General features: G+C 66.1%; 20 protein-coding genes and 1 pseudogene. 12 read left to right on the forward strand and 9 right to left on the reverse strand.

All coding sequences use genetic code 11. From position 1 onward, the window contains the following. Positions 1-9 precede the first annotated feature (9 nt). On the reverse strand, positions 10-513 hold the full coding sequence (locus ACPUD7_RS13320) for a hypothetical protein (RefSeq protein WP_425120185.1): 504 nt from the start codon (positions 511-513) through the stop codon (positions 10-12). 177 nt (positions 514-690) lie between these two features. Between ACPUD7_RS13320 and ACPUD7_RS13325 the strand changes: the two genes are divergently transcribed. Further along, positions 691-1,668: a universal stress protein gene (locus ACPUD7_RS13325; protein ID WP_135537456.1), complete on the forward strand. Its 978-nt coding sequence runs from the start codon at positions 691-693 to the stop codon at positions 1,666-1,668. A gap of 129 nt (positions 1,669-1,797) precedes the next feature. Here the strand turns inward: ACPUD7_RS13325 and ACPUD7_RS13330 are convergent, their stop codons facing one another. The 4 genes from ACPUD7_RS13330 to ACPUD7_RS13345 form a co-directional block, all read right to left on the reverse strand. Beyond that, positions 1,798-2,694, reverse strand: a complete 897-nt coding sequence (locus ACPUD7_RS13330) for an EamA family transporter (protein ID WP_425120186.1) — start codon at positions 2,692-2,694, stop codon at positions 1,798-1,800. A gap of 61 nt (positions 2,695-2,755) precedes the next feature. Continuing rightward, a complete protein-coding gene (locus ACPUD7_RS13335; RefSeq protein ID WP_425120187.1) occupies positions 2,756-4,234 on the reverse strand; it encodes an aldehyde dehydrogenase family protein in 1,479 nt (492 codons plus the stop codon). Continuing rightward, a complete protein-coding gene (locus ACPUD7_RS13340; protein WP_135537459.1) occupies positions 4,231-4,632 on the reverse strand; it encodes a sterol carrier family protein in 402 nt (133 codons plus the stop codon). The genes ACPUD7_RS13335 and ACPUD7_RS13340 overlap by 4 nt, the downstream gene beginning before the upstream one ends. After that, positions 4,632-5,762: an asparaginase gene (locus ACPUD7_RS13345; RefSeq protein WP_425120188.1), complete on the reverse strand. Its 1,131-nt coding sequence runs from the start codon at positions 5,760-5,762 to the stop codon at positions 4,632-4,634. The genes ACPUD7_RS13340 and ACPUD7_RS13345 overlap by 1 nt, the downstream gene beginning before the upstream one ends. 33 nt (positions 5,763-5,795) lie before the next feature. Here ACPUD7_RS13345 and purD point away from each other — a divergent pair, with 33 nt between their 5' ends. From purD to purQ, 9 genes are all read left to right on the forward strand, one after another. Then, on the forward strand, positions 5,796-8,048 hold the full coding sequence (purD, locus tag ACPUD7_RS13350; RefSeq protein ID WP_425120189.1) for a phosphoribosylamine--glycine ligase: 2,253 nt from the start codon (positions 5,796-5,798) through the stop codon (positions 8,046-8,048). A 450-nt stretch (positions 8,049-8,498) separates the two neighbouring features. Then, positions 8,499-10,172, forward strand: coding sequence for an amidohydrolase (locus ACPUD7_RS13355; RefSeq protein ID WP_425120190.1), 1,674 nt, complete (start codon positions 8,499-8,501; stop codon positions 10,170-10,172). A 14-nt stretch (positions 10,173-10,186) separates the two neighbouring features. Next, a complete protein-coding gene (locus ACPUD7_RS13360) occupies positions 10,187-11,350 on the forward strand; it encodes an ABC transporter ATP-binding protein (RefSeq protein WP_425120191.1) in 1,164 nt (387 codons plus the stop codon). A 1-nt stretch (position 11,351) separates the two neighbouring features. After that, a complete protein-coding gene (locus ACPUD7_RS13365) occupies positions 11,352-12,515 on the forward strand; it encodes a polyamine ABC transporter substrate-binding protein (protein ID WP_135537464.1) in 1,164 nt (387 codons plus the stop codon). Continuing rightward, positions 12,512-13,480 carry an ABC transporter permease gene (locus ACPUD7_RS13370; RefSeq protein ID WP_135537465.1) on the forward strand — a complete coding sequence of 323 codons (969 nt, stop codon included), beginning with the start codon at positions 12,512-12,514 and terminating at the stop codon, positions 13,478-13,480. Before ACPUD7_RS13365 ends, ACPUD7_RS13370 begins: the two co-directional genes overlap by 4 nt. Position 13,481: 1 nt before the next feature. Beyond that, positions 13,482-14,345 (forward strand): ABC transporter permease, encoded by an 864-nt coding sequence (locus tag ACPUD7_RS13375; RefSeq protein WP_135537466.1) that lies wholly within the window; start codon positions 13,482-13,484, stop codon positions 14,343-14,345. Positions 14,346-14,459: 114 nt separating this feature from the next. Beyond that, a complete protein-coding gene (locus tag ACPUD7_RS13380; RefSeq protein WP_425120192.1) occupies positions 14,460-15,842 on the forward strand; it encodes an NAD(P)/FAD-dependent oxidoreductase in 1,383 nt (460 codons plus the stop codon). Positions 15,843-15,980: 138 nt separating this feature from the next. Beyond that, complete coding sequence (gene purS, locus ACPUD7_RS13385; RefSeq protein ID WP_135537468.1) at positions 15,981-16,238, forward strand: phosphoribosylformylglycinamidine synthase subunit PurS; 258 nt, start codon at positions 15,981-15,983, stop codon at positions 16,236-16,238. Continuing rightward, the gene (gene purQ / locus ACPUD7_RS13390) at positions 16,235-16,975 is read left to right on the forward strand and encodes a phosphoribosylformylglycinamidine synthase subunit PurQ (RefSeq protein WP_135537469.1); all 741 of its coding nucleotides are present in this window, start codon (positions 16,235-16,237) and stop codon (positions 16,973-16,975) included. Before purS ends, purQ begins: the two co-directional genes overlap by 4 nt. A 175-nt stretch (positions 16,976-17,150) precedes the next feature. Here the strand turns inward: purQ and ACPUD7_RS13395 are convergent, their stop codons facing one another. From ACPUD7_RS13395 to ACPUD7_RS13405, 3 genes are all read right to left on the reverse strand, one after another. Further along, on the reverse strand, positions 17,151-18,866 hold the full coding sequence (locus tag ACPUD7_RS13395; protein WP_135537470.1) for a hypothetical protein: 1,716 nt from the start codon (positions 18,864-18,866) through the stop codon (positions 17,151-17,153). A 322-nt stretch (positions 18,867-19,188) separates the two neighbouring features. Then, positions 19,189-21,240: an ABC transporter ATP-binding protein gene (locus tag ACPUD7_RS13400; RefSeq protein ID WP_135537471.1), complete on the reverse strand. Its 2,052-nt coding sequence runs from the start codon at positions 21,238-21,240 to the stop codon at positions 19,189-19,191. 1 nt (position 21,241) lies between these two features. Beyond that, positions 21,242-22,975, reverse strand: coding sequence for an ABC transporter ATP-binding protein (locus tag ACPUD7_RS13405; RefSeq protein WP_135537472.1), 1,734 nt, complete (start codon positions 22,973-22,975; stop codon positions 21,242-21,244). A 230-nt stretch (positions 22,976-23,205) separates the two neighbouring features. On the opposite strand from ACPUD7_RS13405, the gene ACPUD7_RS13410 reads away from it, so the two are divergent. Then, entirely contained in the window at positions 23,206-24,366 is a 1,161-nt protein-coding gene (locus tag ACPUD7_RS13410; RefSeq protein WP_135537473.1) for a DUF6882 domain-containing protein, read from the forward strand. Positions 24,367-24,453: 87 nt separating this feature from the next. On the opposite strand, the gene ACPUD7_RS13415 is transcribed toward ACPUD7_RS13410, so the two are convergent. Further along, a complete protein-coding gene (locus ACPUD7_RS13415) occupies positions 24,454-25,419 on the reverse strand; it encodes a DoxX family protein (protein WP_425120193.1) in 966 nt (321 codons plus the stop codon). 321 nt (positions 25,420-25,740) lie between these two features. Here ACPUD7_RS13415 and ACPUD7_RS13420 point away from each other — a divergent pair. After that, positions 25,741-25,982, forward strand: a pseudogene (locus ACPUD7_RS13420) (hypothetical protein); the annotation flags it as partial.

The raw sequence follows: 25,982 nt of genomic DNA on the forward strand, positions 1-25,982 counted from the left end.
GCCTCCGACTCAGACTGTGGAATCGGGGGCGGGTCCGCGCCCGGCTCCCCCGTTGTCGGTCGTGTCCTCGACCTCGAGTGCGCCATCCGCATTCGCCGAGGCGGCTCCGCCCTCGACCGCGACCGTGCCGTCCGCATCCGCTGCGGCTTCGACCGCCGGTGCGGCTGCGGCATCCGGATCCTCACCGCGGGCTTCGGCGATGCGACGGCGAGCGATCTCCTTCGGGTCATCGACCATGTCGATCTGCGCGTCGACCCGGAACTCCTTCGCCCGCTTCCTGCCGGCCCAGTCGAGGATGAGAGCGATGAGCCCGCCGATGAACAGCCCGCCCACGCCGAGGACGAGCAGCAGGAGTCCCACCCCCTTGGCCACGGTGTAGCCCATCGGCATGTCCGCCGGGTCGACGAACATCGCGAGGACTCCCGCGACGATGACGCCGAGCACCGCACCGATGCCCATGAACACCGAATACTTGGGGCTGCGGCGGACGGCGACGTCGATCTGGTCCTTCATGATCTCCTTGGGCGAGGGGGCCGCTCACGGCCGATGGTTCACCGGAGAGGGCCCCGGCACAACAGGTCGCGAACATTCTAGTCGAGTCACCCTGAGCCTCCTCCCAGGCAGTCTCATGCCGGTTCCCATAAACTGAACACATCCAGTTGGACGGTCACAGCAGACAGGGGTTCAGACATGGCACACACGATCATCGTCGGCATCGACGGTTCCGATAATGCGGACTGCGCACTGCAGTGGGCAATCGCTCACGCGCAGAAGACCTCCGCCGAGATCCGACTCGTCTCCGCCTACGCCGTCCCCGGCGTCAACATGAGCCAGGCCGATATCGTCTATCCCGCCGACTTCGATGCGGCCGTGAAGAAGACCGTTGAGACCATCGCCGAGGCGGCCGCCTCCACGGTCACCGAATCCGGAGTCCCCGTGTCGACGACGATCGTTCCCGGCGACGCCTCAGGGGTCATGGTCGAGCATTCGAAGAACGCCGACCTCGCCGTCGTCGGCGCCCGCGGTCGCGGCGGGTTCGCCGGGCGCCTGCTCGGGTCCGTGGCACTGGCGATGCCCGCGCATTCGCACTGCCCCACCGTCGTCGTCCCGAGCACTTGGCCGACTCGGGTCATGCCGTCGACTCCCCTGCCGGTCGACGATCCCGTCCGGGTGAAGAATCATCGAACCGCCGCGGAGGACATCCGTGCGCGGCCGGACTTCTCCGGTGAGATCGTCGCCGCCGTCGACCCCTTCGAAACCGACACTCCGGTGCTGCGGGCGGCCGCTTCGCAGGCGGCGGTCTACCAGCTTCCGCTGCGGCTCGTCGGCGTCACGGCCACGCACATCCTCTCGCCCGAATGGATGCCGAGCGAGAAGCACCTGATCAGGATGTACGACGAGGCGGCGAAGGCCTACGAAGCCGCCGCCGAGTCCCTTCGGGGAGACTTCCCCGACCTCGAGGTCCGCTATTCGATCTTCGACGCCCCCGCCACCGAGGTGCTCGTGTCCGCCACGTACACCGCCGAACTCGTGGTCATCGGTTCCCGTGGTCGCGGCGGATTCGTCTCGACCGTCCTGGGCTCGACCTCGCAGGGAGTGCTCTCGCACGCCGTGTGCCCGGTTCGGGTTGTGCGGGTGACGAGACGACAGCCCGCCCGCCGCCGCTGAACGGCACTGTGCAGGACGCTCCGGCGCTCCGCCGTCCCGCCCACCTGCCGGGGAGGTGGGTGCCGCCGGTGGCTGCCGAGTCAGCGGAGGCGGGACCCGGTGAGCGCCGGGGACGTGGGTGCCGGGTCGTCAGCCGAGGGCGATGAGCCCGATGCCGGAGACGACGATGAGCGCTCCGAGGAGCTTGAGGACGACGTTCTTCTCGCCGAAGAACCACCAGGCCAGCAGCGTGCCGACGATGATCGAGGTCTCTCGCACGGGAGCCACGAGCGCCACAGGGGCCTGCTGCATCGCGTAGAGGACGAGCACATACGCCAGCGGTGAGAGGATCGCGACGGTCACCAGGGCACGCTTGTGCTCACGGAGGATGCTGCGGAAGTCGGCACGTCGGCTCGCACCTCCCGGCAGGCCGACGATGCCGGCGGTCATGAGGAGCCCGACGCAGGCTTCGGAGACGGCGAAGTAGAGCAGCGGGGAGTCGCTGATGTGATTGACCGCGAAGTCATCCCACAGCGTGTAGGACGCGATGAACACCCCGATCAGCCCGCCCCAGGCGAGCCCGCGGCGCAGCCCGGATCCGCTCGTGGGGGCCTTGCCTCCGCCGCGGGGACGGATGGTCACCACAGCGATGCCGGCGATGACGGTGAAGGCTCCGAGCGCCTCGGCGAGGGTGGGACGTTCGCCGAGGAAGGCCACGGCGATGATGATCGTCACCACCGGCCCGGTGCCCCTGGCCGTCGGGTAGACGACGCCCAAGGGCGCGTGATCGTAGCCGGACTGCAGGGCCACCGAATAGGCGATGTGGAACACCGCGCTCAGCCCGGCAGCGCCCACCAGCGTCCAGTTCAGCGGCTGACTCCCGGAGGCGATGATGATGATCGCGATCGGGACGAGGAGGATCGCCGAGAGCCCATGGTAGGCGAGCACGAAAGCGTAGCCCTTGCCGGTGACGGACTTCGCCGCGAGGTTCCACAGGGCGTGGGCGACCGAGGCGAGGAGGACGAGGCCGAGCACGGGGAAGGTCATCGACGCACCCCGTTCCCGCCCCGGTCGGCCGGCGGTCTCCGGTCAGCGGGCACCCACACCGTCACAGCTTGATGGCGACGGTCTTCGTCTGCGTGTATTCGTCAAGGGCTTCGATGGACTTCTCGCGCCCGTACCCGGACTTCTTGAACCCGCCGAAGGGAAGCTCCACTCCCCCGCCGGCTCCGTAGGTGTTGACGAAGATCTGTCCGGCGTCGACCTCGGCGGCCACACGGTGGGCGCGGGAGATGTTCTGCGTCCACAGTGCGGTGACGAGGCCGTAGTCGGTGCCGTTGGCCAACTGCACGGCTTCGTCCTCGTCGGAGAACGGCATCGTCACGACGACGGGGCCGAAGACCTCTTCTTGAGCGATCCGCGACTGCGGGTCGACGGAATCGATGAGGGTCGGGGTGATGAACGCCCCCTCGGCGAGGTCATCGGCCAGGCCCTCGGGACGAACACCGCCGGTGACGATCTCACCCGACCCCGCAGACCCGGCACCTGCCGTCCCGGATCCGGTACCCACCTCGGCGAGGAATCCGAGGACCCGCTCGTGCTGGTCGGCCGAGATCAGGGGCCCGAGCATCGGGTCGTCGAGGCCGTAGCCGATGGTCACCGACGACATGGTCGCAGTCATCTTCTCCACCACCTCGGCGTGGACGTCGCGGTGGACGAGAAGTCGGGAGCCGGCCGAGCAGGTCTGCCCGGCGTTCTGGATGATCGAGCGCAGCAGGGACGGGACGGCCGCGTCGATGTCGGCGTCGGGGAAGACGATGTTCGCGGATTTCCCGCCGAGTTCGAGCACAGTCGGCACAACCCGATCTGCCGCGGCGTGGGCGATCGCCGATCCGGTCTGCGTCGATCCGACGAAGCCGAGGTGCGCCACGTCCGGGTGCGAGCTCAGGGCCGCCCCGGCCTCGGCACCGAGGCCGGTGACGACGTTGAAGGCTCCGGCCGGGAAGCCGACGGAGTGGATGAGTTCGGCCAGCCGGACCGTCGACCGCGGTGTCTCATCGGCGGGTTTGGCCACGGCGGCATTGCCTGTGGCCAACGAGGTTGCGGCGGCTCGGCCGATGAGCTGCAGCGGGTAGTTCCAGGCGACGATGTGCCCGGTGACGCCGAAGGGTTCGCGCCTGGTGTAGACGTGCATGTCATCGGCCATGGGGATCTGGCGCCCGTAGTAGGACTCGATCGTGTGGCCGTAGAACTCGAAGTAGCGGGCGCAGACGTCGACGTCGGCGTAGGCCTGGGTGAGCGGTTTGCCGGTGTCTTCGGACTCGAGGCGCGCGAGTTCGTCGCGGTGGTCCCCGATCACGGCCGCGGTCGCCACGAGCAGCCGGGACCGCTGCCCCGGACTCGACTTCTTCCATTCCTTCTGCGCCTTCGCCGCCGCTCGGACGGCCCGGTCGACTTCGTCGGCACCGGCGCGGGAGACATCGCCCAGGTGCCCGCCGGTGGCCGGATCGCTGTTCGGATACGTGATCAGCGAGGGCACGTGCCGTCCGCCGATGAAGGAGGTCGTCTGGGTGATCTGCGCGCTCATCGTCGATCCTCGAGATCTGCCGGAGTGAAGAGGGGAAGGTGATCGCCGAGATCCGCTCGTGTGCCGGAGGCGTCGATGCCGCCGGCGGCGAGCGCGGACGCGAAGTCCGTGCGACCGGTCACAAGGTCCAGCCACACCTCGGCGGAGGTTTCGACGACGTTCGGCGGGGTCCCGCGAGTGTGACGGGGCCCGGCGATGCATTGGGTGACCCCGAACGGCGGAACCCGGACTTCGACGCTGTTGCCTTCGGCGCGGGCGGCGAGCTCCTCGAGCGCGAATCGCACGGCGGTCGCCAGGGTCGTCCTGTCCACCGTGCCGGCGTCGAGCGTCGTCTGCTTCGACCACATCTCCAGTGCGCTGCGCCCCTGATCCGGGTCGATCCTTCTGCGAATCGCCATCAGTCCCTCTTCCTCTCACCGATCTCGGCAACATCTTCCCCGAGCTCCAGCCGTCCGACAACGCTCGTCCGCCCCTCGGAATCCGTTCCGCCCGTGACCGGGTCCGTGATCGCGGCGACCGTCGCAGCGATCTCCTCTTCGCTGACCGAGGCGGCGCCGTCGTCCCCGTCGAATGCGCCGGCCCGCTGCAGCAGGGTGAGAGCGACGAGGCCGGTGGCGCGGGAGGACCCGTCGAGGCACTTCACCGCCACCGAGTGCCCGGACTTCGCGGCCATGACGATCACGCCTTCGGCTCCGCCCTTGGCGAAGACTCCGAGACGCTCGATGACCGTGGTGTTCGGTCGTCCGTGGCCTTCGATGGCCCACGGGTCGGCGAAGACCGCGCCCATGAGGGTGCGCGCTTCGCGTTCGTAGGCGGTCCAGTCCTCCTCCCTCGCCGAGGCGGCGCCTTCGTCGGCACGCGCGTGGCCGGTGCGCACCGCTCGGCCGACGGCCCGGGCCAGGCCGGTGAGGCTGAGCGCGAATACGGGTGCCCCGCAGCCGTCGACGCCGACGGCGGCCGGCGTCTCCGAAGCGAAGGCGTCGACGACCTCGGCGACTCTCTGCTGCACCGGATGGTCGGGGTGCAGGTAGGTGGACGTATCGGCACCGATGGCGCGGGCTGCGGCGAGGAACGCCGTGTGCTTGCCCGAGCAGTTGAAGTACAGCGGCGAGCGCGGATCGGTGTCCGCGGCCCCGGCGGCCCGAGCGTCGTCCTGGAGCTGACGCCGAAAGGCACCGTCTGCGGGATGGGCGGAAGGGCACTGCAGGTCGGCGACGCTCAGCCCGGCAGCCGTGAGCATGTTCGACACCACCTCGACATGCCCGGCTTCGGACTTGTGCGAGGCCGCGGCCAGGGCCGCCGCGGGCCCGGGCAGTTCGGCCCCGAGGCTCATCGCCGCGATCGCCTGCAGCGGTTTGAGGCTCGAGCGGGTGAACACGGGGACCTCGGGGGCGCCGACCCCGAGCACCGGCGATCCGTGCGGGTCGACGACCACGGCGGAGCCGATGTGCCGGGATTCGATGAAATCGGAACGGATGACGACGGCGAGCTCGGCCGCCTCGGTGGGGGTGAAAGTCGAACTGGTCACGCACTCCAGCCTACGACCCTTTAGGCTGGTGGCGTGAAGGTTCTTGTCATCGGTTCGGGCGCCCGTGAACACGCCCTCGTCCTCGCTCTCTCGCGCGACCCCCAGGTCGACGCCGTCATCGCTGCGCCCGGCAATCCCGGGATCGCGCAGATCGCCCACACCGAGGCGGTCGATGCCTCGGATTCCGCGGCCGTGACCGCCCTGGCCGAGTCCCTCGACGTCGATCTCGTCGTCATCGGCCCCGAGGCTCCGCTGGTCGCCGGTGTCGCCGATGCCCTGCGCGAAGCCTCGTTCCCGGTCTTCGGCCCCAGTGCCGAAGCCGCCGTGCTCGAAGGCTCGAAGGCGTTCGCGAAGGAGATCATGGAGTCCGCGAACGTGCCGACGGCGCGCACCGTGGTCGCGTACTCGACCGCTGAGGCCTCTGCGGCGCTGCGCGAGTTCGGCGCCCCGCACGTGGTCAAGGCCGATGGGCTGGCCGCCGGCAAGGGCGTCGTCGTCACCGACGACTTCGATGCGGCGATCGCTCACGCCTCGTCGTGTCTCGAGGTCTCCGACCGGGTCGTCATCGAGGACTTCCTTGACGGCCCCGAGGTCTCCCTCTTCGTCCTCTGCGACGGTCAGCGCACCGTTCCGCTGGCACCGGCGCAGGACTTCAAACGCATCGGCAACGGCGACACCGGCCCGAACACCGGCGGCATGGGCGCCTATTCGCCGCTGCCGTGGCTGCCTGCCGGCACCGTCGAGGAGATCATCGACACCGTCGCCCAGCCCGTCGTCGACGAAATGGCCCGCCGCGGCACCCCGTTCACCGGCCTCCTCTACTGCGGACTGGCGATGACGTCGAAGGGTCTGCGCGTCGTCGAGTTCAACGTCCGCTTCGGCGACCCGGAGACCCAGTCCGTACTCGCCCGCCTGCGCAGCCCCCTGGGCCAGACCCTGCTCGCCGCCGCAGAGGGCCGCCTCGACGAGGTCGGTGATCTCGAATGGGATCCGCGCGCCTCGGTGACCGTGGTCATGGCCGCGGAGAACTACCCGGGCGCCCCGAGCACCGGTGACATCATCCGCGGACTCGACACCGCGGAAACGCTCGAGGACATCAGCGTGCAGCACGCGGGCACGAAGATTGCGACCGGCTCCAGCGGCGGTTTCGCTCCCGAAGACGCTGTGATCACGAAGGACATCGCCGAGGCCGGTGACATCGTCACCGCCGGCGGACGCGTGCTCTCCGTCGTCTCGCTCGGGTCCGATCTCGACGATGCCCGGGCGCGGGCGTACTCAGCGATCGAGGAGATCAAATGGCCCGGTGAGCAGCACCGCACCGATATCGCCGAGGCGGCCGCCGCCGGCCGCATCTCCCTCGCCGACATCTACCCCGCTCCCGAGCAGCCCGCCCCCTCCTCGGCCCCGCAGCTGCCGGGCTGGACGCACGTGTATTCGGGCAAGGTCCGTGACCTCTACATTCCTGCAGATGCCGCCGATGCGGCCACCGCCGAATCGCTGCTCATGGTCGCTTCGGACCGGATCTCCGCCTATGACTGGGTGCTCGATTCGGAGATCCCGGACAAGGGCAAGGTGCTCACGGGCCTGAGCCTGTGGTGGTTCGATCAGCTGGCCGAGATCATCGGCAACCATGTCATCAGCTCCGATGTGCCTGAGCCCGTGCGAGGTCGCGGCCTCATCGTGAAGAACCTGTCGATGTTCCCCGTCGAATGCGTCGCCCGCGGCTATCTCACCGGTTCGGGCATGGCCGACTATCGGGCCACCGGATCCGTGTGCGGCATCCGCCTGCCGGCCGGGCTCGTCGAGGCCGATCGCCTCGAACCCCCGATCTTCACTCCGGCGACGAAGGCCGAGCTCGGCGATCATGATGAGAACGTCAGCTTCGATGCCGTCGCGAAGACCGTCGGTGAGGACACCGCCGAGCGGCTGCGGGAGCTGACCGTGGAGATCTATCAGCGCGCCGAAGCGATCGCTCGCGAACGCGGGATCATCCTCGCCGACACGAAGTTCGAGTTCGGCACACTGCCCGATGGCACGCTCGTCCTCGGCGATGAGGTGCTCACTCCGGACTCCTCGCGCTTCTGGGACGCCGAGGGCTACGAGGCCGGGCAGACGCAGTCGAGCTTCGACAAGCAGTTCGTCCGCGACTGGCTGACCCACGAGTCCGGATGGGACAAGTCCTCGGACACTCCACCCCCGGCGCTGCCCGCCGAAGTGGTCGAGAAGACCCGCGCCCGCTACATCGAAGCCTTCGAGAAGCTCACCGGGCAGACCTTCCCCGGCTGATCTCGCAGCGCACACCGCCTGTGGTCACAGTGCCGAAGGGGACCGGACGAATTCGTTCGGTCCCCTTCGGCACTGTGACCACTCGTGCATTCATCCCCGCCCCGCCCGGCGACAAGCGCGCTCAGCGACCGTCCCGCGCGGCACCACGCGCTTTTCGAAAAACGCACGCGTTCACACTGATTCAGCGGTCATCAGCACATCGAAGAAAGAAACAATCAGCCTGAACTGTCTCACGCAACGGAATCAGTGGATTCCGGCATGAACTTCCGCTATCGTTTCTCATCAGTGACTCAGACCACACGCTGGGCTCGGTCACCGACAGTGAAACGAACAGGTAACGGCTGGACGCGGGCTCTTGCGGCTCTCGTGCCGCCGGACCGAAAATGACACTCGGCGGGCGCGGACTCCGCGGCCCCGCCGAAGCTTCGACAATGCAGTCGGGAGGCAGCAGTGGACCTCGACATCCTCGATGTCACGATCTTCGACGGGCGCACGATCCGGCCCGAGAATCGCGTGAGCATCCGCGACGGCATCATCACCGAGATCGCCACGGGACCGGCACAGGTGCCGGCGGACCGGACCATCACCGCCACCGGCAGGCTCCTCACCCCCGGTTTCGTCGACGCTCACGTACACACGACCTTCGGCGGGCAGGAGTCGCTGTCCTGCGATCTCAGCAGCGCCGACGGCCTCGCCGAAACCCTCGACCTCATCCGCGGCCACATCGCCGCGACACACGCCGACTCCTCCCCTGCACACAACTGGGTCATCGGCGGCGGATGGTCGATGGCCGACTTCCCCGGAGGCGCTCCGACCGCGGACATCCTCGACGCAGTCTGCCCGGACCGGCCCGCCCTCCTGCTCAGTGCCGACCACCACTCGGCGTGGGTGAACACAGCGGCGTTGACCGTGGCCGGGATCGACGCCGCGACCGAGTCACCGGCTGGCGGCATCATCGTCGCCGATGACTACGGCACTCCGACCGGGTGTCTTCACGAATCGGCGATCGACCTCGTCTCCGCCCACGTTCCCGAGGCCACCGATGCCGAGGTCCACGCAGGCCTGCTCGCCGGGCAGAACTACCTCAATTCCCTCGGCGTCACCGCGTGGATGGACGCCATCGTCGGCGACTACGGAGGGCACCGCGACCCCTATGACGCCTATGTCCGCGCCGCCTCCTCCGAGGAACTGCACTCCGAGGTCGTCGGCAGCCTGTGGTGGCCGCGCGAGGTCACGGACATCGACGCCGAGGTGGCCGAACTCACCGCCCGGGCCCGCAGCGAGGGCCGCTTCCGCGCCACCTCGGTGAAGTTCATGCTCGACGGCATCGTCGAATCCCGCACCGCGGCGATGAACACGGAATACACGTGCACCTGCGGCGGGTTCGGCACGAGCTACTTCACCCGCGAGCACCTCGAAGCCTCATTCGCCGCCCTCGACGCGGCCGGTTTCGACATCCACTGCCACGCGATCGGCGATGCCGCGGTCAGAGCGGCCCTCGACGCCTTCGCGGCGATCGCCTCGCCCCGTGCCGAGGCCCGCCACCACATCGCCCATGTCCAGGTCGTCGATCCCGTCGACGTCCCGCGCTTCGCGCAGCTGGGGATCACCGCGAACCTGCAGGCGCTGTGGGCCTGCTATGACGAGCAGATGATCGACCTCAACATCCCGGTCCTCGGCGAGGAACGCACCGGTTGGCTCTACCCCTTCGGCTCCTTCGCCTCGGCCGGCACCCACTTGGCGATGGGCTCGGACTGGCCGGTGTCGACCGCGAATCCGTGGGAGGCCATCCACGTCGCCGTCAACCGGTCCCACCCCACCGCCGCGGACATCTCGCCCCTGCTGCCCGAGGAGGCCCTCGACGTGGAGACGGCGCTGCGGGCCTACACCTCCGGATCGGCCCACCTGCTGCGCTCACGGTCCAATGGCGTCATCCGCCTCGGCGAGCGGGCGAACCTCGCCCTGGCGAGCGCGAACCCCTTCGATCTCCCGGCCGACGAAATCGCGCACATCACGAACGATCTGACCATCAGCAACGGCCGCCTCGTCCACGACGCCCTGTCATCGCAGACCGCGCCGCAGACATCGCAGCCGCCCGCAACGACCAGCTCCGCTTCCGCCTGAGACGAAAGGCCATCATGACCAGCACAGCCACCGCCGAAACGACGCCCGACACCGGACTCGACCACCTCGAGATCCAGGGCGTGAAGAAGGTCTTCGGCGAGAACACCGCCATCGCCCGCCTCGACCTGAGCGTCCGCCGGGGAGAGTTCCTCTCACTGCTCGGCCCCTCCGGCTGCGGCAAGACCACCCTGCTGCGGATGATCGCCGGCTTCGAGCATCCCACCAACGGCCACATCTACCTCGACGGCAAGGACATCGTCGGGCTGCCGCCGCACCGGCGCCCCGTCAACACGGTGTTCCAGTCGTATCTGCTGTTCCCGCACATGAACATCGCTGACAACATCGCCTACGGACTCAAGCAGGCGAAGGTGCCCAAACCCGAGATCGCTCAGCGTGTCCGCGACGTCCTCGCCCTCGTGCAGATGGAGGACTTCGCCGGGCGCAAACCCGAGCAGCTCTCCGGCGGACAGCAGCAGCGCATCGCCTTGGCCCGTGCCCTGGTCAACCGACCCCAGGTCCTCCTCCTCGACGAGCCGATGTCCGCCTTGGACCGGAAGCTGCGCGAGGAGATGCAGCTCGAACTCAAACGTCTGCACACGAAGCTCGACACGACCTTCGTCTTCGTCACCCACGACCAGGACGAGGCGCTGGCGATGAGCGACCGCATCGTCGTCATGTACGACGGTGTGATCCAGCAGGTCGGTTCCGGTGAGGACATCTACGCGAATCCCCACAACGGCTTCGTCGCCGGCTTCATCGGCAAACAGAACTTCATCCCCGCCGAGGTGACCTCCACCGACGGAGGCACCGCGCAGATGGTCTCGGCCAACAGCACGGTCATGGAGACCCCGTCGCTGGACCTGCGACCCGCTTCGGCGGCGGGGAAAGCCGGCACGCTCAGCGTCGGAGACAGGGTGCGGGCGGCCATCCGCCCCGAGCGGATGCGCGTGGCCCCGGCCGGAGAGGAGACCGGCCGACCGAACACCGCTCGCGGGAAGGTGATCTCGACGTCCTTCCTCGGCGATGTCATCCAGTACATGATCGTCGTCGGCGACAACGATGAGCTCCTCGCCCGTGTCCCCGCCGCCGGCAACGAGCTCCTCGCCGCCGACGCCGAAGTCGACCTGAGCTGGGACGCCGATGCGGTCGCCGTCTACGGTTTCGAAGGCGGTGCCTGAGATGACGCGAACGATTCCCGATGTGACCTTCCTGGCTCCCCGGGCCGCCTCGGCGAGGCTGACTCGGCGAGCGCTGCTGGCCGGATTCGGAGTCGTCGGCCTCGGTGCGCTCAGTGCCTGCGGGAAGACGACGAAGATGGCGGCGTCACCGCCGACCGACGGCAAGCTCGAACCGAAGCTCAACCTCTACTCGTGGGGTGACTACGACAATCCGGAACTCCTCGAAGCCTTCAAATCGCAGAACGACATCCTCGTCCAGGTCGATTCCTACGGGTCGAACGAGGAGCTCGTGGCGAAGCTGTCGACCTCACGCGGCACCTCCGGCTATGACGTGGTCGTGCCGACAGGGGCGAACATCCCGCAGATGCTCAATCACAATCTCCTCCAGGAACTCGACCTCAGTCTGATCCCGAACTTCGAGCACATGGACCCGAACTTCACGCATCAGTACTTCGACCCCGACAACAAGTACTCAATCTGCAAGGCCTGGGGCACCACGGGGTTCGTCTACAACACGAAGAAGATCGACCGGGAGCTCACGAGCTGGCAGGACTTCCTCGACACTGCACAGAAGGAAGCCGCCGGCACGACCGCGCTGCTCGAGGATCCCTGGGAGGTCGCGGCGATCGCCTTGGCCGCTTCGGGCCACAGCCTCAACACCGAAGACGAGGGCGAACTCGACAAGGCTCGCGATATCATCGTCGACCAGCTGGCCCCGAACGTGAAGGCCTATGTCGGCAGCGCCGCCACCAGCATGATCCAAGGCAGCTTCACCCTCCTGCACTCCTACAACGGCGATGCCCGGCAGGGACTGACCGAGATCAAGGATCCGGAGAACTGGAAGTTCGTATTCCCGACCCCCTCGGCGAATCTGTGGATGGACTGCTGGGCGATCGCCACAGGCGCCCCGCACCCGGATTCGGCACACGCCTTCATCAACCACATGCTGTCCCCGGACACCGCGGTCGAGCAGCTCGACTACATCGGCTACCCGATCGGCACGAAGGGGCTTGAGGAACAGGCGAAGAAGGCCGACCTCGACGAACCGGACCTCATCTTCCCCCCGCAGAAGGTCCTCGACCGTCTCGAACCCAGCAAGCAGACCCCGGCCGATCAGATCCGGACGAAGATTCTCACCGATGCCCAGGCCAGGAGTGGAGCATGAGCACGACCGCGCGACCGAAACAGCAGCCGCCCGCAGAGACACGGGAGACCGCGCCCACGAAGCAACCGCTCGCCTCACGGCTCTTCGGAGCCTCGGCGCTGTCGTTTCCCACCTGGGCCTATGTCGTCTTCTTCTTCATCATTCCCCTGGCCCTGGTGATCTTCTACAGCTTCGGATACAAACCTGATGAGTTCACCGCCATCGCCACCGACAAGCTGTCCTTCGACCGCTACCCGGAGGCGATGTCGGCCAGCTTCGTATCGACGTTCTTCGCGACTCTGCGGATCTCGATCCTCGGCACGATCCTGTGTCTGCTCATCGCCCTGCCCTTCTCCTATTGGCTGGCGGTGAAGGTCTCGCCGGCCCGCAGGTCCCTGGCACTGGCTCTGGTGATGGTGCCGTTCTGGACGAACTTCCTGGTCCGGACCCTCGGGTGGCAGATCATGCTCTCTCCCGACGGTTTCCTCTCGAACTGGATGCAGAGCATCGGGATGCTCGACGGGCCCCTCGACATCCTCTACACGCGCACAGCGGTGCAGATCGGTGTCGTCTACAACTATCTGCCGCTGATGATCCTGCCCCTCTTCGTGGCCATCGATGCCTCGGGCAAGAGGCTGCGGGAGGCCAGCTACGACCTCGGCGCAGGGAAGGTGAAGACCTTCATGCGCGTGACCCTGCCGATGGCGATGCCCGGCGTCGTCTCCGGCTGTCTGCTCGTGTTCATCCCCCTCAACGGTGACTATGTGACGGCCACCGTGCTCGGCGGAGCGAGCGGGTCGATGGTCGGCCAGCTCATCGCCAACCAGTTCAACACCGCCCAGAACTGGGCGGTCGGCGCGGCCATGGCGATGATCCTCATCATCTCCACCCTGGTCGTCGTCGGTGTCGGATTCGCGCTGCTCAAGCTCGGACAGACGATCACGGCCAGACTCAACAGTGTGCCGCTGCAGGATGGGAGGGCCTGAGATGCCGAAGAAGAACACATTCGCCCGCCGGACCCCGACCGATATCGGTCTGCACATCTGGGGCATCCTCGTCTTCGTCTACCTGTTCGTGCCGATCGCGGTGATCATCGCCTACTCGTTCAACAACGGCAAGGTGCTCGCGAACTTCCGCGGCTTCGGGTTGCACGCCTACATCAGCGGAATCAACAACGACATCATCATCTCCTCGATCGTCACGAGCCTTCAGGCGGCTGTGGGCACGGCGATCGTCTCGACGATCTTCGGCACCCTGGGCGGGGTGGCACTGGCACGGGCGCCGAGGGGCGCCTGGTGGGCGCTCGGTCTGACCGCCGTGCTCGGGCTGACACTGGTCACACCCGAGATCGTCGACGGCATCTCGTTCCTGCCGTGGTTCGTCACCGTCGGCGTCGACTGGGGAATCACCCCGCTCAACAACGGCCTGGTCAGACTCATCATCTCCCATGCGATGTTCTCCATGGCGATCGTGACCTTCATCGTCCGGGCCCGGCTGGCCGGAATCGACACCCAGCTCGAGGACGCCGCCGCGGATCTCGGCGCCACCCCGTGGAACCGGTTCAAGGACATCACCCTGCCGATCGCGGCTCCCGGCATCCTCGCCGGGGCACTGATGTCGTTCACCGTCAGCCTCGACAACACGATCCTCTCCAGCTTCGTCCAGCAGCCCGGTTACACGCCCTGGCCGGTCTACATCTTCTCGGCCGTCCGCGTGGCCCTGCGCCCCGAGGTCGCGGCGATGTCGACGGTGATGTTCGTCCTCACCCTGGCCGCCCTGGGCTTCGTCGGCTTCGTGCTGCGCAAGGCCGGAGGCAATGCCACCGAGATCATCAAGACCATGGCCGCCTGAGACATGAGAGACCCGGACCCCGCCGAGGCGGCACCTCCGATCGCCGAGGCGGGGTCCAGGCGCACGGCACCGCCGAACGCCTCAAGAATGCCGCAAGGCAGAAAGTGAAGTGACATGGACGTCAACGCCGCATTGGCCGACGCCTCAACCGTTCCGTTCTGGCTCGATACCGACCAGCGACCCGAGCCCCTGCCTCCTTTGGGTGAGGACATCGACGCGGACCTCGTCATCGTCGGAGGCGGGTTCACCGGACTGTGGACCGCACTCCAGGCGAAGGAACGCGACCCCGATCGGCACGTGGTCCTTCTCGAAGCGAACTCCATCGGGTGGGCCGCCTCCGGTCGCAACGGCGGATTCTGCGCCGCGAGCCTGACCCACGGCTATGACAACGGCGCGAATCATCTGCCCGATGAGAACGATCGTCTCGCTGAGCTGGGACGAGAGAACCTCGACGAGATCGAGGCCGCCGTGGCCAGGTACTCGATGGACTGCGAGTTCGAACGCACCGGTGAGCTCGACGTCGCGACCGAGGACTACCAGGTCGCCGACCTCCGGGAAGCCCATGATCCGGACGCGGGATTCATCTTCTACGACCAGCAGGAGCTGTCCCAGATGGTCAAGTCCCCGACCTACAAGGGTGCCCTGTGGGATTCCCGTGAAGTCGCGATGCTCAACCCGGCCAAGCTGTGCTGGGAGCTGCTGCGGGTCATCCGCGAACTCGGCGTCGAGGTCTATGAGGGCACGAAGGTCACCTCGGTCAGCGATGAGAAGTCCACCGTACGGCTGACCACTCCGGAGGCGACCATCGCCGCCCGAAACGTGGCCTTGGCCACGAACGTCTTCCCGTCCCTACTCAAACGGGTCAGCCTGCACACTGTTCCCGTCTACGACTACGCGCTCATGACCGAACCGCTGTCGGACGAGCAGCTGGCGGCGATCGGCTGGGACGGGCGGCAGGGAATCGGCGACTGCGCCAACCGCTTCCACTACTACCGGCTCAGCGCCGACAACCGGATCCTCTTCGGCGGCTGGGACGCCGTCTACCACTATGGACGGCAGATCTCGTGGAAGTACGATCAGCGGCCTGAGACCTTCGAGACTCTGGCCGAGCATTTCTTCGAGACCTTCCCGCAGCTGGAGGGGCTGAAGTTCACGCACAAATGGGGCGGGGCGATCGACACCTGCTCACGCTTCTTCTCCTTCTTCACCACCGCCTACGGCAATAAGGTGGCGATGGCGGCCGGTTTCACCGGCCTCGGCGTCGGTGCCTCGCGGTTCGCCGGCACGGTCATGCTCGACCTGCTCAGCGGTGAGAGGACCGAACTGACCGAGCTCGAGATGGTCCGCAAGCTGCCGCTGCCGTTCCCTCCCGAGCCGATCGCCTGGCTGGGGATCACGATGACGACGAACGCGATGATCAAGGCCGACGAGAACGAAGGCCGACGCGGTCCGCTGCTCAAGGTCCTGGACGCCGTGGGCATGGGCTTCGACTCCTGAGCTCACCGGCGGTCTCGCTGCCGGACGGCCCGGCGGTCCTTCGACCGGACCGCGGGGCGGAGCACCGGCCATGCTTGATAGACTTTGGGCGAGCGCGGGAGGAACTCCCGAACACTTTCACAAAGGAGCAGAACACGCATGGCACGTGTCGTCGTTGAGGTGATGCCCAAACCCGAGATCCTTGACCCCCAGGGTAAGGCGATCTCCGGCGGACTGAATCGCCTCGGCTTCACCGGGTTCGGTGAGGTTCGTCAGGGCAAGAGGTTCGAACTCGAAGTCGAAGGCGAGGCCACCGAGGAAGTGCTCGCCCAGGCCCGTGAAGCCGCGGAGAAGCTCCTGTCGAACCCCGTCATCGAAAACGTCGTCGCAGTGCGCGTGGCCGAGGATGCCTCGTGACCGCTGTGGCCGATGATCCCACCCTCGCCGAGGCGGCGGCCGAGTCCGGAGCCTCCATCGGTGTCGTCACGTTCCCCGGAACGCTCGATGACCGCGACGCGGCCCGTGCCGTGCGTCTTGCGGGTGCGAACCCGGTGAACCTGTGGCATGCGGATTCGTCGCTGTCCGGTGTCGACGCCGTCATCCTGCCCGGCGGGTTCTCCTATGGTGACTACCTGCGCTGTGGCGCAATCGCCGGCTTCGCCCCGATCATGGAGTCCGTCGTGGCTGCTGCGAACGCGGGCATGCCCGTGCTCGGCATCTGCAACGGCTTCCAGATCCTCTGCGAATCCCACCTGCTGCCCGGTGCGCTCATCCGCAACGACCACCAGCATTTCATCTGCCGCGATCAGAACCTCGTGGTGGAGAACGCGAACACTGCATGGACGAGCGACTATGACCAGGGTCAGACGATCCGCATTCCGCTGAAGAACGGTGAGGGCGGATTCGTCGCCACCGACGAGGTGCTCGACGAGCTCGAGGCCACCGGCCGTGTGGTCTTCCGCTACCAGGGCTTCAACCCGAACGGTTCTCTGCGTGACATCGCGGGGATCACGAATGAAGCGGGCAATGTCGTCGGCCTCATGCCGCACCCCGAGCACGCCGTCGAAGCCGGGTTCGGTCCCGAAGACGGCAGTGGAACCGACGGTCAGGGATTCTTCTCCTCGGCCGTGCGGACGCTCATCAGCAAGGGCTGAATCTCTCACGAGGCTGGGCGCCTCACCGGGCTCTCTCGGGTATCCTCCCGGGCTCAGATCGGCCCCGGTTCCTCGACTCTGTGTCGAGGGACCGGGGCCGATCGCCTGTCTGCCGGGACCGGGGCGCGCCGTCGGACCGGGTATCGTCACCGACCCGACGGGTCACCGGTCACTGTCAGTTCAGGCTTCTGCGCCGGGCCAAGGCGATCGCCGCTCCCCCGCCGAGGATGAGCAGGCTGCCTGCCACCAGTCCGGTGAGTTCTGCACCGGTGCGCGGCATCGATGCTCCGCCGCCGGCATTGTCGGAATCTCCGCTCCCGCCCCCACCGGTCTCCGAACCGGTGACGACGAATTGCCCGTCCCGGGACGTATCGACACAGGTGGCGCGCACATTGTAGGTTCCGACGTAGTGCGCAGGATCGTCGCCGAGACCGTAGACCTGAATTCCGGCGGTGCCCTCTTCATCGGCCGCCGCCGTCTGCTCATAGAGCTTGTCCTCCATGCCTGCCGAATACACCTCGAACTGCACATCAGTGTCGGGAGCACACTCGGTGACCGTCAGTTCTACGCCTTTGTCCCGATCGATGAAGTCGGTTCCGGAGATCCGTTCAGGAGTGATCGAGAGCTTCGGGTCGATGGCGCTGCCGTCATCGGTGACGGTGAACGTCGTCTCGGCGCTCTTATCACCGCAGGTGGCCATGACGAGGAATTCGGTCGCCCATCCGCCACCTCCTTCTTCGGGAGTGAACCGGACGGATCCGGCGGCGTCCTCACCTGCCTTCTGCGTCTCCGACCAGATCTCGGTGTCGGGATCGTGCTTGGTGCTCACGCGGAAGGTGACATCGGAGTCGACGTGGCAGTTGACCAACGTGATGGTGACACCGCTGTCGAGGAAGTCGCGCAGCGACTGAGTCTTCGGAGTCACGGTGAGGTCCGCGTCGGCAGCATCGTCTGCTGTGACGGAGAACGTCGTCTCCTCGGTCGTGTCACCGCAGCTCGCGCTCACCGCGTAGTCGCCGACCAGCTCGTCTCCTCCGGCGTCCGGAATGAAGGTGGTGAAGCCGGCGGCGTCTTCCCCCGCCGCGAACTGAGTGTCTTCCCAGATGGGAGTGTCCTCTCCCTCGCGGGTGACCGTGAAGGTCACTTCTTCGTCCATGACACAGTTGCTCAGGGTGATGCCGACACCGTTCTTCTGGAAGGTGTCGAGGCCCTGAGTCTTCGGATCGACGCTGAGATCGCCATCGGAATCGTCATCGGCTGCGGTGATGGTCACGCTGCCGGTGAAGGTCTTCGACTCCTGCCCGTCCCTGTCGACCGTCACGGTGACGCTGAGGACATCGCCGACCTTCACTTCGGAGTTGCCGCGCAGCGATCCGTTGAACGTTCCATCGCTGTCGACGGTGATCGGACCGTCTTCGCCGGGCGAGGCGGTGACTCTGTCTCCGGCGGTGAGTCCGGTGATCGTATAGGGGATGGCCTCAGCCGCTTCGTCGACGGGCATCGTCTTCTGGTCGAGGGAGAAGGACGCGTCGATCGGAGTCGAATCCTCGCCTCCGCCGTCGGCACCGTCGTCGGGGTCGGCGGAGTCCTCGCCGTCGTTCGGGTCAGCTGAGTCCTCGCCCTCACCTGCATCGCTTCCGTGATCTCCCTCATCGGGATCGGTGGATTCACCGCCGCCACCGGGGTCCGTGGCGTCCTCACCATCGCCGGGATCCTCCGGTGCCGGATTCTCAGTCTCGGGAGCATCCGCAGCACCGTCTCCGGCATCACCTGCGGCATGGAGATCTGCCGATTGCGGGACCGTGTCGCTGTCTGCCTGTGCGGCCGCCGGGCTCCATCCGCCGAGGGAGAGAGCCAGGGCGAATGTCGCCGCCATTGCCAACCGTTTCATGATGGTCCTTCCAGAATGCTGACCGGCTGCCGTCGTCAGCTGTGGTACGGACCATACGCAGGTGGAGGAGAGCAGAGAACTTTAGGTCATTGTGGTCATGACAGAAGTGATAGAGCGGTATTGCCGAATATTTACCACTTCGCAACCCTGGCCCGAGCCGACCGTTTCGGTGCCCGGCGTGCGTCCGACAGACCTCGCTCTCTGACCTGCACGATCATCGCGAAACCGACCTCGTACTCGCCTGCATCGGACTTCGGAAGATTGTCTCGAATACATCGCTTTCGCCATTCCGGGCCCGAAAAACGTTATCCGGGTCAACCCATCACGTGTTCGTCGGCGACTCCGTATCCGCGATGTCAACGGCATCAGCATCGGTTTCGGCGAGCACCTCGGTGGTGAAATGCTCTTCAGCGTCCTCACCGCGGAACTGCGACATATAGAGGCGGTGGTAGGCGCCGCCGGCCGCGAGCAGCTCGTCGTGACTGCCGTGCTCGACGATCGCACCGTCTTCCATCACGAGGATGGTGTGGGCGTCGCGAATCGTCGAGAGCCTGTGCGCGATGACGAAGGAAGTCCGATCGGTTCGCAGGGCCGCCATCGCCTGCTGCACAAGCACCTCGGTACGGGTGTCGACAGAAGAGGTCGCCTCGTCGAGGATGAGCAGCGAAGGGTCGGCCAGGAAGGCTCGGGCGATGGTGATGAGCTGTCGCTCACCGGCGGAGACGCTGCCTCCGTCGGCGTCGATGACCGTGTCGTAGCCGTCGGGAAGCTGCCGGACGAATCGGTCGACCATCGTCGCCTGCGCCGCAGCGATGACTTCCTCATCGGTGGCGTCGAGACGACCGTAACGGATGTTCTCCGCGATCGTTCCTTCGAACAGCCACGCATCCTGGAGCACCATGCCCACATGCGACCGCAGATCGGCACGACTGAGCTCCCGGACATCGATGCCGTCGAGGATGATCCTGCCGCCGGTGATCTCGTAGAAGCGCATCACGAGGTTGACCAGGGTGGTCTTGCCGGCACCGGTCGGTCCCACGATCGCGACCGTGTGGCCGGGGTCCGCGGTGAAGGACACTTTCTCGATGAGCGGAGTCTGCGGGTCGTAGCGGAAGCTGACCTCGGAGAACGTGACCTTGCCTGGGGTCCGCGGAGGAAGCGTCTGTTCCACCTCATCGGGGTCCTCTTCATCGGCGTCGAGCAGTTCGAAGGTCCGCTCGGCCGACGCCACACCGGACTGGAGCATGTTCGCGACACCGGCCATCTCGGAGATGGGCTGCGAGAACTCACGAGAGTACTGGATGAAAGCGGTCGCATCACCGAGCGTCATCTGGCCTGTGGCGACCTTGAGGCCGCCGGCGACGGCGATGAGCACATAGCTGAGGTAGGACACGAACTGCATCGACGGCATGATCATGCCGGAGACGAACTGGGCTCCGGCCGACGCCGCATACAGCGATTCGTTGCGACGGTCGAACTCTTCGAGCATGACCTCGTCACGACCGAAGGCCCGAACGATGTCGAGTCCGGAGAAGGACTCTTCGACGTGCCCGTTGACCTCGCCGGTGTGCTTCCACTGCGCTTTGAACAGCTTCTGCGACCGGGTGCCGATGATCCCGGCGATGATCGCCGACAGAGGCAGGGCGATGAGCGCCAGCAGCGCGAGCTGCCAGGACACGATGAACATCATCACGCCGATGCCGATGATCGTCAGAGCCGATTGCACCAGTTGGGAGAACGCCTGCTGCAGCGCCTGTTGGATGTTGTCGACGTCGTTCGTCACTCGCGACATCACGTCTCCGCGCTGCCGAGTGTCGAAGTACCGCAGCGGCAGACGGTTGATCTTGCGTTCGATGTCCTCACGCAGTCGGTAGACCACGCGCATGACCAAAGCGTTGAGGATGTAGCCCTGCGCCCACATGAGCATCGAGGCCACGAGATACATGAGCAGGACGATGATGATGATCTGCCCGAGCGCTGTGAAGTCGATGCCTTCTCCGGGCACCACATCTGCGGTGGCGAGCATATCGGCGAAGTCGTCGCGGCCTTCGGCGCGGGCTCCGGAGATGATGTCATCGATGTTCGCGCCCGCCGGCAGCTGCGCGCCGATGATGCCGGAGTAGACGACGTCCATCGCTTTGCCGAGCACCTTGGGGGCGATGACGGTGAGGACGACGGAGCCGACGACGAGCGCGACGACGTTGATCAGCCCCATCTTCTCGCTGGCCATGAGCCCGAAGAGGCGTTTGACCGAGGGCCAGAAGTGCTTGGCCTTGCGCGGTGGGGTGCCTCCGCTCATTTCGAGTTCTTCGCCGCTGGGCATGTATTCATCGTCCGTGGACACGGCGTTTTCGGTCGAGGTGTCGTTCGTCATGTCAGTTCACCTCTTCCGCTGTCAGCTGGGATTCGACGATGGCGCGGTAGGTCGGGTTGGACTCTGCGAGTTCTTCGTGAGTGCCGCGTCCGACGATCTTGCCGGCTTCGAGGACGATGATCTGGTCGGCTTCGCGGATGGTGGACACGCGCTGGGCCACCACGATGACAGTGGCCTCTTCCGTCGATTCGGACAGTGCCGCCCGCAGTCGGGAGTCAGTGGCGACGTCGAGGGCGGAGAACGAGTCGTCGAAGACGTAGATCTGCGGTTTCACGGTCAGCGCCCGCGCGATGCACAGTCGCTGCCTTTGTCCGCCCGAGTAGTTCGTGCCGCCCTGTGCGACTCCCTGTTCGAGCTGGTCTTCCTTCTCGGACACGAAGTCGTCGGCTTGGGCGACGCGCAGGGCTTCCCACAGCTCCTCGTCGGTGGCGTCTTCGTTGCCGAAGCGCAGATTCGTCGCGATCGTGCCGGAGAACAGGTAGGGCTTCTGCGGGACGAGGCCGATCAGCCGCGCCAGCTGATGACGGTTGAAAGCGGACACGGGGATCCCGTCGATGAGGATCTCTCCGATCTGCGGGTCGATGAGCCGGGGGATGAGGTTGACGATCGTCGACTTTCCGGCTCCGGTGGAACCGATGATCGCCGTCGTGGTGCCGGGCTCCGCCGTGAAGTTCAGACCTTCGAGAACGGGCACCTCGGCGCCGGGGTAGCCGAAGGTGACATTGCGGAACTCGAGCTCGCCTCGGCGCGGGAGTTCGTCGACTCCTTCCGGAATGGTCATGGTGGTGCGGGCATCGAGGATCTCGGCGATGCGTTCGGCGCAGACGACGGCGCGAGGAATCATCATCATCATGAACACGCCCATCATCACGGCCACGAGGATCTGCAGCAGGTACTGCAGGAAAGCGGTCAGCGAACCGACTTCCATCTGACCGGCGTCGACACGGTGTCCGCCGAACCACAGCACTGCGGCGGTGGCGAGGTGGAGGATCATCATGATCGCGGGGAACATGAGCACGAAGAGGTTGCCGACCTTGACCGAGGTCTCGGTCAGGGCCCGGTTGGCGTCGGCGTAGCGGTCGGTCTCGAAGGGTTCGCGCACGAATGCACGGATGACGCGGATGCCGGTGATCTGCTCGCGCAGGACGCCGTTGATGTCGTCAACCTGGTCCTGCATGCGGCGGAACAGCGGCATGAGGAGGTAGACGAGGATCGCGACGACGACGAAGAGGACAGGCACGGCGACCCAGACGAGCCAGGACAGACCGACGTCCTCACGCAGCGCCATGATGATTCCGCCGATGCACATGATCGGGGTGGAGACCATGAAGTTCAAGGTCATGAGCACGAGCATCTGGACCTGCTGGACATCGTTGGTGTTGCGGGTGATGAGGGTCGCGGAGCCGAACTTCCCGACCTCGAGCATCGACAGCTCGTCGACCTGGCGGTAGATGGCGCGGCGGAGGTCCCGCCCGACGCCCATGCCGGTGCGCGCGCCGAAGTAGATCGCGGCGATCGCGGTGACGACTTGGACGAAGCAGACGAGCAGCATCGTCATGCCCGTCGACCAGATGAAGTCGGTGTCGCCCTTGGCCACGCCTTCATCGATGATCCGGGCGTTGAGGCTCGGCAGGTACAGCGCGGCGATGGTCGCCGCCAATTGGAGGATGACGACCAGAATGATGAACAGCCAATAGTCTTTGGCATATTTCAGGGACAGGCGGAGTAGGGCCACGTTGAACGTCCTGATTGAAGAGTGACTGACGAATGAGTCGTGAGAGATGCGAAGCGCAACAGACTATCTTACATACCTTCCCCTTTCAGCGGTAGACGGACAGGATCTCCTCTCGGTCCTGCCCCTTCCTCCAGTGCTCGTTTCTGCCTTCAGCACACCATGCGGCACTGACACGAGCGAATCACCGCGTGCCTCCTCGCTTCTCGGGCGCTCCGGCTTAGGCTGGAAATATGAGCTCAACTCTGCAGGATCTGGTCAATCGCGCCGTCTTCTACTCCACCGAGGTGCAGACGCATTTCGGTGGTCTCATCGCCGACGCCGAATGGGAAGTCGATTTCGGCGCCGACCCGCACCTGACGTTCAGCTCCTCCGAGGGTGTCGTGCTGCGTGCACGACCGCATCTGCTCGGGTCCGAATCGGGCCGGGACAAGACCTGGCTCTGGGGATGGGAGAACGTCAACGACTTCCCCGACGCCGTCGTCGGACTCTCTCACGACGTCCGCAAGTTCGGTGCCGCCGAGGAGGTCGCCGAGCTCACGACCGCAGAACTCGATCTTGATGAGGAGCTTGCGCTGCGGCTGACCCTGGCGGCGAAGGAGGCCACCGGCAGATGGACTCACTATCCGGCCGCTGCCGGTGCCGGCACGACCGTGTGGCTTCTCGTCGAAGCCGACGAGATCGTCTTGCCCGAGCCGCAGGTGAAGGTGTCCGTGCGCGCGCTCATGCAGGGTCTGACGCAGACGACGGTGAGCGATCATCGCGCAGCCATCGACGCGTACGTGGCCAAGCGCGGGATCCCCGTCCGTGAGCTGCCCGAGGGCGGTTTGCGGATGCTCTTCGCCGACGGTTCCGCTGACCTGTCCTTCGATTCCGAACGCCGTATCTCCAATTGCGATATGAATACCCCGCTGGAGGGCGAGGCCGCCGAACAGTTTGCTGCGGCCGGGCACACTTCCGCCGAAGCGGCCGCGAGCCCGACAACAGCGACCGCCGGTGGGGAAAGCGGTGGGACGGTTGCCGCGCAGCCTTCCCCAGCCGAACCGTCGACGTCGTCCGCCGAGGCGGCCCCCACCACCGCTGCGCCCGCCGACACCGGTGCTGGTTCCGCCGGAGCCGGACGCACCGAGCACCCAGGCGCCGGCCCCGGGTCGGCCGAACCGGTCCGCAACGAGCCTGCGGCCGCCTCGGCGGGGGCGGACTCCCCGATCGAGTCTTCCGTCGGCGAAGGCTCCGCGGCCGATGACTCGACCGGTTCCTGGACCGATGAGAAGCCGACAGATGTCTCCTCGCCGGAGACTCCTGCCGAGGATGCGGCAGAGGTCGAACAGCCTGCGGCGAAGGAAGACAAGCCGAAGAAGAAGGGACTGTTCTCCAAGCTCTTCGGACGCTGACTCGAGGGCGAGGGCCCGTGACGTTGCACGGGTCCTTGCGCGGAATGTGGGGCCTCCATCATGTGACTGGGTCTCAGCGACTGGGCGTCAGCGATTCACTGGTGCCTCGGGAGCCCAGCGAAAACCGCGGTCGAAGAGGAAGCGTCGTTCCTCATCGCTCTCGATTGTCAGCTCCGAGCCGTCGATGCGCAGTGAGAACGAATCGTCACCCTTCTTCTCGTAGTCGAACTCGAGGGTGCCGGACGAGTCGCGGATGAGCGTCTGAGCGCCTTTCCGGATGGGAAAGAGCTCGGCTGTGATCGAGGTGCCGTCGACGGTGTACAGGCCGTCCTGGAAGTCGCCGTCAGCGTAGCGGATGCTCAGTCGATTGCCGTTGCCGGAGTTGATCTGTCCGAAAGCGATCTGTGTGATGTCGTCTGTTGTGTGCTCGGTGCCGTCGATCTTCACCGGAGTACCGCCGGCTGCTGCCGTGTAGACGCCCGAGACCTCTTCGGAACCGGTCAGACGCCCCCAGCCGAAGCTCGCCCCGGAGGCGAGGCCGCCGCCGACGACGAGGAGCACGGCGAGGATCGGTGAGGCCCAGCGGGTGATGCGCACGAAGACTCTGTTGCGCCAGATCAGGCCGCTGACAGCCGGCCCGGTGTTCCGGCCGAGCAGGAACCTCACGACGCGGGGGACGTTGGGGACGAGGAGGATGATGCCGGCCACCGCCATTGCTCCCGACAGCTGTTTGACGGGGACGTCGAACGTCAGGTTGAGCAGGAACACGATGCTCATGTCGAGCACCGCGATGAGGGCACCGAGCCAGGCTGTACGACGGAAGAGCAGCAGGATGACGGCGATGAGTTCGGCGAGCCCGGCAAGGAGCTGCACGGTCGGGGAGAATGCCATGAATCGCCACAGCAGCCCCATCGGGCTCATCTCTCCGTACTGAACGAGTGCGTCGGCGTAGTCCGCGTATCCCATCTGAACGTGGAAGACCTTCGTCCAGGCGTAGGGCATGAGCGAGACGGCCAAGCCCATGCGCAGCAGCCAGTGGAGTGCCCAGAGCACTGCGGTCCACCGTGGACGCTCGCCGCCGGGCGCGGCTGGCTCTGAGGCGTGCTGAGCAGCGGTTCCGGTGGCGTCTGAACTGTCAGGGACGTCAGCGGCGTCCGAGGTAACCTGAGCATCCGATGGTCCGTGTGTATCAGGAGTCGTCATGGAGTCCACGTTACCGACAGCATTGCATGCTGGTATTGGGGTTTTCCAGAAAGCACGATCATGAACGCGGACCGAGTCCTGGACGGGAGTCTTCCGCGGCACCGACATCGGTCAGCAGATATCCCGGCGCCGTCACGACTCGTTCGGGGAATGCGAGGTTAGGATCGACGCATGGATCTCGCAGACATCTGGCCACCGTTCGGGCTGACGATTCGCACGGGTGATCTTGAGATGACTCCTGTGCGAGAGACCGACTATCCGGAACTGGCTGAGACCGCCGGTGCAGGGGTGTGTTTTGTCAACTTTTTTCCGGCCAAAAGAGCGCCGAAAATCCAGCCAGGCGAGCATGGTTTCCAGCCGTGTGAGCTCCGCGTCCGATACGGGGAACGTGCCTACCCGTGCAGGGCTGCGGA

It is taken from the genome of Brevibacterium sp. FAM 24630 (assembly GCF_049804075.1).
GTDB lineage: Bacteria > Actinomycetota > Actinomycetes > Actinomycetales > Brevibacteriaceae > Brevibacterium.